The sequence below is a fragment of the Enterobacter sp. RHBSTW-00175 genome, assembly GCF_013927005.1.
In the GTDB taxonomy this organism is placed as follows: domain Bacteria; phylum Pseudomonadota; class Gammaproteobacteria; order Enterobacterales; family Enterobacteriaceae; genus Enterobacter.
In genome coordinates this window covers 4,032,938-4,046,494 of sequence record NZ_CP055930.1, presented here as the reverse complement: position 1 = coordinate 4,046,494, position 13,557 = coordinate 4,032,938, and the positions used below count along the sequence as shown (strand labels likewise).

Sequence of the window (13,557 nt, the reverse complement as noted above, 5' to 3'; positions counted from 1 at the left end):
TTCGTATAGGTTGCACTCGCTCACGCTTTTACGGGTTGCACCTTTCAAAAGTGTTAAGTGCCGCATAAAAACAGGCTTTCGCACCATAAGCCAGCTATTTTTTCCAGCTAACCATCCATTAACAATCCATTCATTTCCAAGCTTGCAAACCGTGTCACATTTAACACGGTTGCACAAAGTTGCAACATGGTGGATATTTCACGCTATCAACAGAACACGAACACAGAACAACAGGAGTTTTGGCATGGGCATGACCACCATGGGGGTTAAGCTGGATGACGCAACCCGCGAACGGATTAAAACCGCAGCAACCCGCATTGACCGCACACCGCACTGGTTAATTAAGCAGGCAATTTTTAATTATCTGGAAAGACTGGAAAACGAAGACGGATTACCAGAGCTGCCAGCCCTGCTGAGCGGTGCGGCCAATGAAAGCGAAGAATCTGCCGCCGCCGAAGAGAACCACCAGCCGTTCCTCGAATTTGCCGAGCAGATCCTGCCGCAGTCCGTGAGCCGCGCCGCGATCACCGGAGCCTACCGCCGCGCCGAAACCGACGCCGTCCCTATGCTGCTGGAGCAGGCCCGCCTGCCAGAACCCATCGCCACCCAGGCGCACAAGCTGGCGTATCAGCTTGCTGAAAAGCTGCGTAACCAGAAAACTGCCTCTGGCCGCGCCGGTATGGTACAGAGCCTGCTCCAGGAGTTTTCGCTCTCCTCACAGGAAGGCGTGGCGCTGATGTGCCTGGCGGAAGCGCTGCTGCGTATTCCGGATAAAGCCACCCGCGATGCGCTGATCCGCGACAAAATCAGCAACGGTAACTGGCAGTCGCACATTGGCCGCAGCCCGTCGCTGTTCGTTAACGCCGCCACCTGGGGCCTGCTGTTTACCGGCAAGCTGGTGTCTACCCATAACGAAGCCAACCTCTCTCTTTCCCTGAACCGCATCATCGGCAAGAGCGGTGAACCGCTGATCCGCAAAGGTGTGGACATGGCGATGCGCCTGATGGGCGAACAGTTCGTAACCGGGGAAACCATTGCCGAAGCGCTGGCGAATGCCCGTAAGCTGGAAGACAAAGGTTTCCGCTACTCTTACGACATGCTGGGCGAAGCGGCCCTGACCGCCGCCGATGCACAGGCGTATATGGTGTCTTACCAGCAGGCGATCCACGCTATAGGTAAAGCTTCCAATGGCCGTGGAATTTACGAAGGCCCGGGCATCTCTATTAAGCTGTCTGCCCTGCACCCGCGCTACAGCCGCGCCCAGTACGACCGCGTGATGGACGAACTCTACCCGCGCCTGAAGTCCCTGACCCTGCTGGCGCGTCAGTATGACATTGGTATCAACATCGACGCCGAAGAAGCCGACCGCCTGGAGATCTCCCTCGATCTGCTGGAAAAACTGTGCTTCGAACCGGAGCTGGCGGGCTGGAACGGCATTGGCTTTGTGATTCAGGCCTATCAGAAGCGCTGCCCGTTCGTCATTGATTACCTGATTGACCTCGCAACCCGCAGCCGTCGTCGCCTGATGATCCGTCTGGTGAAAGGCGCGTACTGGGACAGCGAAATTAAACGCGCGCAGATGGATGGCCTGGAAGGGTATCCGGTCTATACCCGCAAGGTGTACACCGACGTGTCTTACCTCGCCTGCGCCAAAAAACTGCTTGGCGTGCCAAACCTGATTTACCCGCAGTTCGCCACCCACAACGCCCACACTCTGGCGGCTATCTACAGCCTGGCCGGGCAGAACTACTATCCGGGCCAGTACGAGTTCCAGTGCCTGCACGGCATGGGTGAACCGCTGTACGAGCAGGTCACCGGTAAAGTGGCGGATGGCAAACTGAACCGTCCGTGCCGTATTTATGCCCCGGTGGGCACGCACGAAACCCTGCTGGCGTACCTGGTGCGTCGTCTGCTGGAAAACGGCGCGAACACCTCCTTCGTTAACCGTATTGCCGACACCACGCTGCCGCTGGATGAGCTGGTTGCCGATCCAGTGCAGGCGGTTGAGAAAATGGCCGCTCAGGAAGGTCAGCTGGGTCTGCCGCATCCGAAAATTGCCCTGCCGCGCGAGCTGTATGGCCAGGGCCGCGTGAACTCGTCGGGCCTGGACCTGGCGAACGAACACCGTCTGGCGTCGCTCTCTTCTGCCCTGCTCAACAGCGCGCTGCATAAATGGCAGGCCAAACCTATTCTTGAGCAGCCGGTGGCTGATGGCGAAATGCAGCCCGTGGTTAACCCGGCAGAGCCGAAAGATGTGGTCGGTTACGTGCGTGAAGCCAGCGAGCAGGAAGTGTCCCAGGCTATCGACAGTGCCGTGAATAACGCGCCAATCTGGTTCGCCACCCCGCCGCAGGAGCGTGCCGCCATCCTCGAACGCGCTGCCGTGCTGATGGAAGATCAGATGCAGCAGCTTATCGGTATTCTGGTGCGTGAAGCGGGTAAAACCTTCAGTAACGCCATTGCCGAAGTGCGCGAAGCGGTGGACTTCCTGCATTATTACGCGGGCCAGGTTCGCGATGATTTTGACAATGAAACGCACCGCCCGCTTGGCCCGGTGGTGTGTATCAGCCCGTGGAACTTCCCGCTGGCGATCTTCACCGGCCAGATTGCGGCCGCACTAGCCGCCGGTAATAGCGTGCTGGCTAAACCGGCGGAACAGACCCCGCTGATTGCAGCCCAGGGGATCAACATCCTGCTCGAAGCCGGTGTTCCGGCGGGCGTGGTGCAGTTGCTGCCTGGCCGTGGTGAAACGGTGGGTGCGCAACTGACCTCCGATAACCGCGTGCGCGGCGTGATGTTCACCGGCTCTACCGAAGTGGCGACGTTGCTGCAACGTAATATCGCCACACGCCTGGATGCGCAGGGTCGCCCGACGCCGCTGGTTGCGGAAACCGGCGGGATGAACGCCATGATTGTTGATTCGTCCGCCCTGACCGAGCAGGTGGTGGTTGACGTGCTGGCCTCTGCTTTCGACAGCGCAGGTCAGCGTTGCTCCGCGCTGCGTGTGCTGTGTGTGCAGGATGACGTGGCAGACCACACGCTGAAAATGCTGCGTGGTGCCATGGCGGAATGCCGCATGGGTAACCCGGGTCGCCTGACCACGGATATTGGCCCGGTGATTGATGAAGAAGCCAAAGGCAACATCGAAAACCACATTCAGACGATGCGCGCCAAAGGCCGCCCGGTGTTTCAGGCTGTGCGTGAAAACAGCGAAGACGCGCGCGAGTGGCAGACCGGTACCTTCGTTCCGCCAACGCTGATTGAACTGGCAAGCTTCGATGAACTGAAAAAAGAGGTCTTTGGCCCGGTGCTGCACGTGGTGCGTTACAACCGTAACAACCTGGATCAGCTGATCGAGCAGATCAACGCCTCCGGCTACGGCCTGACCCTTGGCGTGCATACACGTATCGACGAAACCATTGCCCAGGTAACCGGCAGCGCCAAAGTGGGCAACCTGTACGTGAACCGTAACATGGTAGGTGCCGTGGTCGGCGTGCAGCCGTTCGGCGGCGAAGGGTTATCCGGGACCGGTCCGAAAGCTGGTGGCCCGCTGTACCTGTATCGCCTGCTGGCCAACCGCCCGGAAAATGCGCTGGGCGTAACGCTGGCGCGTCAGGATGCGGAACGCCCTGTGGATGCACAGCTGAAAGCCGTGCTGACCCAGCCGCTGGAAGCCCTGATTACCTGGGCGGAAAAACGTCCTGAACTGCGTGCTATCGCTCAGCAGTACGGCGAGCTGGCGCAGGCGGGTACGCAGCGTCTGCTGCCGGGGCCAACCGGCGAGCGCAACACCTGGACGCTGATGCCGCGTGAGCGTGTGCTGTGCGTGGCGGATAACGAGCAGGATGCACTGGTTCAGTTGGCTGCCGCAGCGGCAACGGGTTGTGAAGTGCTGTGGCCGGAAGATGGGCTGCACCGCGACCTGGCGAAGCAGTTGCCGAAAGCGGTGTCTGCGCGTATCCACTTTGCGAAAGCCGATGAACTGCTCAGCCAGGACTTCGAAGCGGTTATCTACCACGGTGATTCCGACCAGCTGCGCGAACTGTGCGAACAGGTGGCGGCGCGTCGTGGGCCGATTGTGTCGGTGCAGGGCTTTGCCCGTGGCGAAACCAACCTGCTGCTGGAGCGCCTGTACGTTGAGCGTTCACTCAGCGTCAATACCGCGGCCGCAGGCGGTAACGCCAGCCTGATGACCATCGGTTAATCGTGTAAAATCCCCCGGTGGCGCTAAGCTTACCGGGGCGACATCTGTCACCACAGGCCGGATAAGCGCAGCGCATCCGGCTTTTTTACAGGGAGCAAATGATGAAACGATTACTGATTGCCGCAGGCGCGTTACTGCTGAGCACCAGCGCACTGGCGGATGAGTGCGGCAACGCCAGCACGCAGCTTGAGCTGAACACCTGCACGGGATCGCAATACCAGGCGGCAGACAAGAAGCTCAACCAGACTTACCAGGCCGCCATGAAACGTGCGGCAGCGCCACAGCGCGATCTGTTAAAGAAGGCACAGCTGGCGTGGATAGCCCTGCGTGATGCGGATTGTACTTTTGTCGGGTCGGGTACTGAGGGCGGCAGCGTGCAGCCCATGATCATCAACCAGTGTATGACGGAGAAAACCGTCGAGCGCGAAGCGTATCTTGCTTCCATGATGCAGTGTGAAGAAGGCGATTTGAGCTGCCCTCTTCCCCCGGCCCTCTCCCAATAGGGGCGAGGGATCCCCACAAAAATACGAGCACGGACAACTCCCTCTCCCCCTGGGAGAGGGCTGGGGTGAGGGGAACATACAGCTCAGGTGGTCATTCCGTTCACTTTATGTTCCTTGCTACTCTGTCGCCACAATACTGGTGAACGTGCCAGGGTAGCTCACCGCCGCTACCCTGGCGACCCGGGCTCCCGGCAAGAAAATCGCCGCTTCGCGAATTGTTCGCCCCATCCCTGGGGCTTACCCCTTCGGGGCCAGCGCAAGCGCTGTCCAAAATTGCTCCCGGCAATTTTGTCCTCAGCGTTTGCTCCAGGCTAATCGGGGACGGGCGGATGAAACGTCCCTGTAAAGCCGCCCTCGCCGTGCATCCATGCGCGTCGCCCCGGCCTTCCGTAAACGCTTCGGCGATTTTCAGCCGGACCATGACACCGCTGTAAGCCTTTTATTTCAATGGCGTAATGTCATCGCTGAATAAAGACAAAAATTACTGGGGAACCCTCAGCCCTGTGGGAGAGGGTTAGGGTGAGGGGAACTAGCGTACGCGGATCCCTTCGATAATCATCCGCTGCACGTTTTCCAGCGTGTTCTGGAAGAAGGTTTCATCCTGAAGTGTTTTGCCGGTCACCGCTTCGACCTGGGCCGAAAAGTCAGCATAGTGCTGAGTGGAGGCCCAAATCATAAAGATCAGATGATGTGGCTCTACCGGTGCCAGCTTGCCGCTGGCCACCCACCCGGCAATGATCGCCGATTTATCGTCCACCAGCTGTTTTAAATCCCCTGTCAGCTCGGTTTTCAGCAACGGCGCGCCCTGCAACATCTCAAGGCAGAACAGGCGTGATGCCTGCGGGTAGTCGCGGGATACCTCAAGCTTGAGGCGGATGTACTCTTTAATCGCCACCGGCGGGGTGAACTCTTCACGAAACGCCTTGAGCGGCGCCAGCCAGATATCGAGGATCTGTTGCAGCACCGCAACGTAGAGCACCTCTTTTGACGGGTAGTAGTACAGCAGATTGGTTTTTGACACCCCTGCCCGCTCTGCCACCTGCTCCAGCCGCGTGCCGTGGATGCCAAACTGCGAAAACGTATCCAGCGCCGCGCCCAGAATGGCCTGCTTTTTCGCACTCACCGCCTGCGAACGTTTACCTGGTGTTTTCACTGCACCTTGTGTCATCTGCGCTCTCCTTATTGGTTTGCCATAGCATAGCAAATGCGGGGGGTTGTCTCGACATTTTGGGGGGCGGGGGTTGTGCTGATGCAAAGAAGGGAAAGAGCTTTGTGGGACTGATCGGGAGCGAATGTTACTAGCACTCGTTATAACGGGCTCCACGGTCCTTTCAACAGTTCGCTTCGTGCCAGAAACGAACATTTCAAATGTAACTATGGGTTAACTAATGAACTGAAAGTTCCGAGATTATTCGCTCATCATAAATTACTATTCTATTTTTCTAAAATACAACTAATGTTTTACATGTATTTTTGTTTTTCACTATAAATTATATATTATGTGCATAAGTTTTGCAGGCAAACATAAAACAACTCGATAACTTGACGGATGTATATTATGGCTATAGATATAGTATCTGAGGAGTTGATTTTTTTTAAAGCAGCAACCACACGAATGCGTTGGCTTGTTAATAGTGCCGTACTTATATCGGCATTAATAATGGTACATATCTACTTAGCAAACTTTAGCCTTCAAGATCAACAATTAAAAGGAATAATGTATAATAGATTCGTGCATCAAATAGTAAATTACAGGCAATGCCAAGGAACAATATTTTTGGAACTTGTGAAATACCCAGATATTAATGAGTCAGATCGTGAAAAGAGAAAAGTCAACGTAATTAACACATCTCCTGACTGCCTTGTGCTATCAAGAAAAGTACGTGCTCTATTGTTATCAAGCTCGTTAATGGATATTATTAAAAGATACTCCAGTCTGGAATATGAAATTCAATCTAATGAACACACCCTTGAAAATGAAATGTTACCAACGCGAACGATACCACTTTTAAACATGAACATTCCGGCAAATGACTTTGTCATAATAATGGCGATTTTGTCTATGTTTATTGTTATTGGCATCTGGTTAAATCTTCGTGGTATTCATGCCGCTCTTTCATTGCTTCGCCTTCATAGTGATATCAATGTTATCAAAGTTGCACAGCTAAATACTGTTTTCCTAACTTACTCAGAGATCGGCGGAAACAGATTCGCCAAGCAAATTCGTGCACTTTCCATGTGGTTGCCATTTATTTCAATCGTTTCAGCAACATTGATTGGATATTATCCAGTAATCAAAAACAGATTCATGGATGGTGATAACCACATTGGGCTTGACTATTATGATGGCTCCAACTTAGTTATAGTTGTTTTTTTAACACTATCTTTATTTGTGTCGGGTATGCACTGTTGGGCAGCGTTGAGATGCTATAAAGAAATTAAGAGCATTGATGCCATTTTCGAAACAGAGTTACAAGCGCCAGTCCGTTGAATTTCAGTATGCCTTTCTGACGATACTGCTTATTTTCTTTACATTAACTGTGAATTTTCCTTACAGTAGAAGACCACCTTCTTAGAAGGTGGTCTCTAGAATAACCACTTGTGAGGTTTTTTTTACTTTCCAGTTTACACTCTGGCAATTCCATCTGCTGTTCGTATGTTTGTTCCGTTATCTCCTGATGTCTCACATATCGTCTGATGATCTCTTCGTGTTGACTCATCAAGATATTACATTACTTTAATTGTATAGTTTTTGTTGCAAATTTGATTTAAAAAATCTACAAGATATTTTTGCCAGCGTACACGCTTTGCTGGAATAGATAAATCCACATTAAATTCCCGCCTAATTAATTGTTCACTAGCTAGTATCCTCTCTATGTTTTCATCACCTAATGCGCGATGATGTAAAATCCTTTCATGTATTTTTTCAATCTCTAGCTTACATTCATCATTATTATAAACACCTTCCAATTCAAATAAGGAAATATTTTTATTAAGAAAGTCATCATTTCTATTTAAAGAAACTGCCAAAGCATTATATTGAATTTTATTATCATGGCTAAAAATAAAAGCAAATAAAGCTTCATCCTTAAGTTTATGGATGCTAGGATTGAAATATCCAACCATATCAGTCTCAGACTTAAAACCTGAGTTGCATCGAGTCCCTGCTGGTATAAAATTGGATAATGATACTGCGAGAAATGGGTATCTTGCTTTTGGATAGAAATGATCTATAGCCGTTCTATAATTTCTTTTAGCTCCAAAGATCGTAGGAATAGGCTCATCATTACAATAGGGGCAAAATCGCAAATCAAACTTACTGACAATATCAAAACCATAAACATTACTGACAGATTTATAATTAAATGAATCTGGAAGTTCGTTTAACCACTCTGGATAGTTTTCCGTATAGTATTTCTTCTGTTTTTTTGATTTTCCTTTAATTATATTACTTATTTCCTTCAATACATTAAGTGTTTGCCTAGTTGTTTTAGCTTTTTGCAATTGTGATAATAAGTTTTTCTTTAAAAAATAATCGTTCTTTTGATTAATAGTTAAATCCACTATCAATGTTCTTTTTATTTCATTAATTTTCCTTCCATCTTGCACGGCAATTAAATTATCGACATTATCATCAAACGGTATATTTTTTAGATATCTGCTAGAATTAAAACGTTCGATCAATATCGAAAAATTATCTTCTATAAATTGTATATGCTCTTCTAGTTTATCAGCTGGAGACAAAATTATACTGATTACTCTTTTTTCTGAAAAACAGAGATCAAAAGCACTTACATATTTTGAACTGACTTTTCGACGTAGTTGTGCCAGTGATGGAATTACTTCACGTACAATGATCATTGACTTATACATGCCAATAAACTTATTATCAAAAATAGCAGATGTCGATATCATTGCATACCACCGAGCATTTTTCTGATATTTTCGCTTTTAATCTTAGATATTAACCAGTGATCATACTCTGTTAAGTTCCCGTTGTCTCTTCGGCGTAATATTCCTTCGATATACATTTTCGAGTGCACCCCAAAAGTTGATTCTATATGTAATCCATTAATATATAAATCTGTTATTTGTGTTCCAAAACCATGAGACTCACCAATACTAACGATTCCATTATCGTTTTTAATTAAGGTAATAATATTCTCCGGCAAAAAATCTCCTATAATGATAGGAGAATGAGATGTCATTAATATCTGTGTCCGGTTAATTGGAAATTCTTTTGATATGAATTGAAGCAGATCACTTAAGAAATTACGTTGCCAATCAGGGTGTAAATACAGATCAACTTCATCCATAAAAATGAAATAACTTTCTTTTGTATTTCTTTTCGGATTATTGATAAAATAATATAATTCAGAGAAAAGATTTAACTTGGCGAATTCCCCCGTACTAAATCCCTCCCAGCCATAAGGTATATTTTTGGCTATATTGGTTGAAAGATGACCTATTAACTCTGATAAGTTAAATATAGTATTGACATCGCTGGTCTCCAGATAAAACCCTTCAACCTTTTCATTCCAGGTGAGTAACACCTTCTCACCATTAATTAGACGGTCGATTTCATGAGAAAAATTTATTATATATCCAATCTCATCTCCTATATAGCTAATTATCTTCTGAATATCATATTCCTCATATATATATTTTTGTGCAAGAACATAATCATTTTGTTCTTTTATACTTTGGCTATATTTATTCAATAATTCAGAGATGAACGATGAGCTAAAGTGATAATTATCTCGACAATAGCTAATCATTAATATTAAATATAAAAAATCTTGAATAGATCTTTCTTTTTTTATTTTCCTTGACGCCTCTTGACAAATTAATGAGATATTAAATTTTATTAACTGAGACTCTATACTAATATTGTTATTATGATATTCCATAAATTGAGCGTGCAGAAGTTCCATATCTTTTTCTTCAAAGAAACCAATATTTTTATCTATGAATTTATCTAAAACTGATCTAAGGAAAGCTGTTGATGACGGTGAGAATTTAAACGTATACTTAATTGTTGATTTCTGTAAATCATTTGATACTGAATAATGTCTTAAATAAGACATCAGACGTGAAAATCTTTCACGAATAAAACTTAAACTTTGCTTCTGATAATCAGATAATGATAAGTCATAAATTAACTTTGATTTATTTTTTTTTATGACTTCTAATCTGTTCGCATCTGTCAAATTACTTGACTTTATCAGTGAGATATAATTTGCACTCAAAAAATCCTGATAGTCATCAATTACACTGAAATTTTCAGTTGTTAAGACATCTGTGCTTTTGATATAGAAATTTACTGGGCATACAAATACACTCCCCGAATCATCATACCATACAATAATCCCTGAAGAGTTACCACCCGAAACTGAATCTTCTAAAAATTCAAGAACCGTTGATTTACCCGTACCATTTTTTCCGATGATCGCACTTATTGACACATTATTATAATAGCTTTTTGCCGATTCATTTTTCCGAATTGTGAGATTACCATCTTTAAAATCACAATAGCAAGATGAATCAATGCTTAACTGTATGTTTTTAAGTACTTTATGCTCACTTATCCATATGTAAGCTAATTTCATAATGTTACTCCTTCTTCATGATTTAACCGTACAGTATATGTTTATCAATTTGCCTTAGACTATTCATCTTTTTTGATGATTGCTGATTATTTATACATAATTTGAAATCCCTTAACAACAGTTATGACCATTTTGACACTGATTTATACTTGCACCTCTAAGCAATGCTTTACCGTTAAATCATACGAGATCTAAAATATGAAAAAAAGTCATTTCCCGACTTTATATATTATACTACCATTATACATCTCTGTTTTGAACAGCTTATCGATGTTTTCATTTGGCGCAACAACGAAGTCTATAGTGTAAGTAATATTAATATAACGTAATACACCGTTACTGTTCACTTAGAATTCCTTTAGCTTATTAATAATGATGATTATTCCCCCGGCATCCAACTTTATAAATAACCAGAGTAATAATAGCATTACATTTACAGAATTCTCAGTAATTCACGGCATCTTGTCCTTCAAGGGATCCCCCTACTCCCCCCACCTTTCCTCGAGCCGCCTCGCATTTTCACTATTTCCCCGACATTTTTACCCCTGTGTTTTTATCCATAAGAGTATAATGAGCGCAGTGAAGTCACCCAACACAAACAGTGAGTAATACACAGAAAAGTAAATAAACAAGATCGCGGTATAAAGATGGTGGAACATCTATATACCGCTAACCACAAACAACTATTAGGGAGTTGAATATGGCTGCAAAGAATTTTATGCCAGAGCGGGCTGTTGCCCAAACGGAAAATGCAGTATTTGAAAATGGTGAAGAAATTCGCGAGCAGGTACGCAAAAAGAACCCGCGGGACTTGCACGGGGAGCCAACCCATTCCGGGCGTGTTCATGCGCGGGATGAAGTGGGTGCATCATGTGGTGAGCTGTATACGCGCATGGAGCATAACTATCTGCCGCTGTCTGGTGACTGGTTGTCCCGCGCCGGGTTTGCGTATGGCCGCGCGGTTAAAATCCGCGTGATGCCGGATTGTATTGTGATCACCCCGCAGAATAGCCGCGAGCTGTGGGGATGTTTAGAAGGGTTAAGCGCAGTGCATACCAATAAACAGAAGGTGAAAGCGTGGCTGTCGACGTTCCCGGGGGCGCTGAATGATACGGGCGATCTGCCGGAGCCGAAACACATGAACGGGGCTGTGAAGCCACAATAAACGCTAACCTGCGATCCCGGCCCGCACCGGGATCGTGCTGCATTCCTTCCCCGCCCCTGCACCGCCATCGCGCACCGTTGCCTGCTTTGTGTGCATTTCTTTTGACCATTTAGTCCACTTTATTTGCACTCAATTCGCCAACCTAGCGTTAACACCTTAATAACAAAGCCATTTTAAAAACTGGCATCCCCTTTGCTAAACCCTTTTCACGAGGCTGAACAGGATATGCAGGATGCAGCGCCACGTCTGACTTTCACCCCACACAGAGATGAAGAGAGGTTCGTGATGAAAATTGGCGTATTTGTCCCTATCGGTAACAACGGCTGGCTAATCTCGACCACCGCCCCGCAGTACAAGCCGACCTTCGAGCTGAATAAGGCTATCGTGCAAAAAGCGGAGCACTACCATTTCGATTTTGCGCTCTCGATGATCAAGCTGCGTGGTTTTGGCGGTAAGACGGAATTCTGGGATCACAACCTGGAGTCCTTCACCCTGATGGCCGGGCTGGCGGCAGTCACGTCCCGCATCCAGATTTACGCCACCGCAGCCACCCTCACCCTGCCCCCGGCGATTGTGGCGCGAATGGCCTCCACCATCGATTCCATCTCCGGTGGTCGCTTTGGCGTCAACCTGGTCACCGGCTGGCAAAAACCGGAATACGACCAGATGGGCATCTGGCCGGGCGACGAATATTTCTCGCGCCGCTATGAGTACCTCACCGAGTACGTGCAGGTGCTGCGCGACCTGTGGGGCACCGGTAAAAGCGATTTTAAAGGCGACTACTTCACCATGAACGACTGTCGCGTCAGCCCGCAGCCGTCCGTGCCAATGAAAGTGATCTGCGCCGGGCAAAGCGATGCGGGCATGGAGTTCTCCGCGAAATACGCTGATTTCAACTTCTGCTTTGGCAAAGGGGTTAACACCCCGGCGGCCTTTGCCCCCACGGCGGCACGCATGAAAGAAGCCGCCGACAAAACCGGGCGCGATGTCGGCTCCTACGTGCTGTTTATGGTGATAGCCGATGAAACCGACGACGCCGCACGCGCCAAATGGGAACTGTATAAAGCCGGGGCCGACGAAGAAGCGCTGAGCTGGCTCACCGAACAGAGCCAGAAAGATACCCGCTCCGGCTCAGATACCAACGTCCGCCAGATGGCTGACCCGACCTCCGCCGTGAACATCAACATGGGCACGCTGGTTGGCTCGTATGCAAATGTCGCCAGAATGCTGGATGAAGTGGCCGCGGTGCCTGGCGCTGAAGGCGTCCTGCTCACCTTTGACGATTTCCTGATGGGCGTTGAAACCTTCGGCGAACGTATTCAGCCGCTGATGCAGTGCCGCGCCCACATTCCCGCTATTACGAAGGAGGTTGCGTAATGACCACGCTTGACGCTCGCCCGGAAGCCATCACCTTTGACGCCCAGCGCAGTGCGCTGATTGTGGTGGATATGCAAAACGCTTACGCAAGCCAGGGCGGTTATCTGGATCTGGCCGGGTTTGATGTTTCCGCCACAAAGCCGGTGATTGAGAACATTAAAACCGCCGTGGCTGCCGCACGCGCGGCGGGCATGTTGATTATCTGGTTCCAGAACGGCTGGGACGATCAGTACGTGGAAGCCGGCGGCCCCGGCTCACCTAATTTCCACAAATCCAACGCCCTGAAAACCATGCGCAAGCAGCCCGAATTACAGGGCAAGCTGCTGGCGAAAGGCGGCTGGGATTATCAGCTGGTCGATGAACTGGTTCCTGCGACAGGCGATATCGTGCTGCCTAAACCGCGCTACAGCGGCTTTTTCAACACCCCGCTCGACAGCCTGCTGCGCAGCCGGGGCATCCGCCATCTGGTCTTTACCGGTATTGCCACTAACGTCTGCGTGGAGTCCACGTTGCGCGATGGCTTTTTCCTCGAATATTTCGGCGTGGTGCTGGAAGACGCCACCCACCAGGCCGGGCCGGAATTCGCCCAGAAAGCGGCCCTGTTCAATATCGAAACCTTTTTTGGCTGGGTGAGTAACGTCGCCGATTTCTGCGATGCCCTTAATCCGCCGTCATTAGCCCGTATCGCCTGAGGAGCGC

At 48.7% G+C, this 13,557-nt stretch carries 9 protein-coding genes; 6 read left to right on the top strand and 3 right to left on the bottom strand.

Annotated elements, in window-relative coordinates:
* The first annotated feature begins 244 nt into the window (after positions 1-244).
* A complete protein-coding gene (putA, locus tag HV107_RS19255) occupies positions 245-4,204 on the top strand; it encodes a trifunctional transcriptional regulator/proline dehydrogenase/L-glutamate gamma-semialdehyde dehydrogenase (RefSeq protein ID WP_182060409.1) in 3,960 nt (1,319 codons plus the stop codon).
* A 101-nt stretch (positions 4,205-4,305) separates the two neighbouring features.
* Entirely contained in the window at positions 4,306-4,707 is a 402-nt protein-coding gene (locus tag HV107_RS19250; protein WP_182063549.1) for a lysozyme inhibitor LprI family protein, read from the top strand.
* A gap of 529 nt (positions 4,708-5,236) precedes the next feature.
* Here HV107_RS19250 and rutR read toward each other — a convergent pair.
* On the bottom strand, positions 5,237-5,875 hold the full coding sequence (gene rutR, locus HV107_RS19245) for an HTH-type transcriptional regulator RutR (protein ID WP_182060408.1): 639 nt from the start codon (positions 5,873-5,875) through the stop codon (positions 5,237-5,239).
* Between the two features lie 390 nt (positions 5,876-6,265).
* Here rutR and HV107_RS19240 point away from each other — a divergent pair, with 390 nt between their 5' ends.
* Positions 6,266-7,198, top strand: coding sequence for a hypothetical protein (locus HV107_RS19240; RefSeq protein ID WP_182060407.1), 933 nt, complete (start codon positions 6,266-6,268; stop codon positions 7,196-7,198).
* Between the two features lie 236 nt (positions 7,199-7,434).
* Here the strand turns inward: HV107_RS19240 and HV107_RS19235 are convergent, their stop codons facing one another.
* Both HV107_RS19235 and HV107_RS19230 read right to left on the bottom strand, forming a co-directional pair.
* The gene (locus HV107_RS19235; protein ID WP_182060406.1) at positions 7,435-8,568 is read right to left on the bottom strand and encodes a hypothetical protein; all 1,134 of its coding nucleotides are present in this window, start codon (positions 8,566-8,568) and stop codon (positions 7,435-7,437) included.
* A 50-nt stretch (positions 8,569-8,618) separates the two neighbouring features.
* On the bottom strand, positions 8,619-10,316 hold the full coding sequence (locus tag HV107_RS19230; protein WP_182060405.1) for an AAA family ATPase: 1,698 nt from the start codon (positions 10,314-10,316) through the stop codon (positions 8,619-8,621).
* Positions 10,317-11,016: 700 nt separating this feature from the next.
* On the opposite strand from HV107_RS19230, the gene HV107_RS19225 reads away from it, so the two are divergent.
* The 3 genes from HV107_RS19225 (at position 11,017) to rutB (ending at position 13,550) form a co-directional block, all read left to right on the top strand.
* A complete protein-coding gene (locus tag HV107_RS19225; protein WP_182060404.1) occupies positions 11,017-11,481 on the top strand; it encodes a SymE family type I addiction module toxin in 465 nt (154 codons plus the stop codon).
* A gap of 285 nt (positions 11,482-11,766) precedes the next feature.
* On the top strand, positions 11,767-12,858 hold the full coding sequence (gene rutA, locus HV107_RS19220) for a pyrimidine utilization protein A (RefSeq protein WP_182060403.1): 1,092 nt from the start codon (positions 11,767-11,769) through the stop codon (positions 12,856-12,858).
* Complete coding sequence (gene rutB, locus HV107_RS19215) at positions 12,858-13,550, top strand: pyrimidine utilization protein B (protein ID WP_182060402.1); 693 nt, start codon at positions 12,858-12,860, stop codon at positions 13,548-13,550. The genes rutA and rutB overlap by 1 nt, the downstream gene beginning before the upstream one ends.
* The last annotated feature ends 7 nt before the right edge of the window (positions 13,551-13,557 follow it).

Excerpts from the sequence above, each read along its gene's own strand:
- HV107_RS19250 (WP_182063549.1), top strand. The coding sequence starts at position 4,306 with ATGAAACGATTACTGATTGCCGCAGGCGCGTTACTGCTGAGCACCAGC.
- putA (WP_182060409.1), top strand. The coding sequence starts at position 245 with ATGGGCATGACCACCATGGGGGTTAAGCTGGATGACGCAACCCGCGAA.
- HV107_RS19230 (WP_182060405.1), bottom strand. The coding sequence starts at position 10,316 with ATGAAATTAGCTTACATATGGATAAGTGAGCATAAAGTACTTAAAAAC.
- rutA (WP_182060403.1), top strand. The coding sequence starts at position 11,767 with ATGAAAATTGGCGTATTTGTCCCTATCGGTAACAACGGCTGGCTAATC.
- HV107_RS19235 (WP_182060406.1), bottom strand. The coding sequence starts at position 8,568 with ATGATCATTGTACGTGAAGTAATTCCATCACTGGCACAACTACGTCGA.
- rutR (WP_182060408.1), bottom strand. The coding sequence starts at position 5,875 with ATGACACAAGGTGCAGTGAAAACACCAGGTAAACGTTCGCAGGCGGTG.
- HV107_RS19225 (WP_182060404.1), top strand. The coding sequence starts at position 11,017 with ATGGCTGCAAAGAATTTTATGCCAGAGCGGGCTGTTGCCCAAACGGAA.
- rutB (WP_182060402.1), top strand. The coding sequence starts at position 12,858 with ATGACCACGCTTGACGCTCGCCCGGAAGCCATCACCTTTGACGCCCAG.
- HV107_RS19240 (WP_182060407.1), top strand. The coding sequence starts at position 6,266 with ATGGCTATAGATATAGTATCTGAGGAGTTGATTTTTTTTAAAGCAGCA.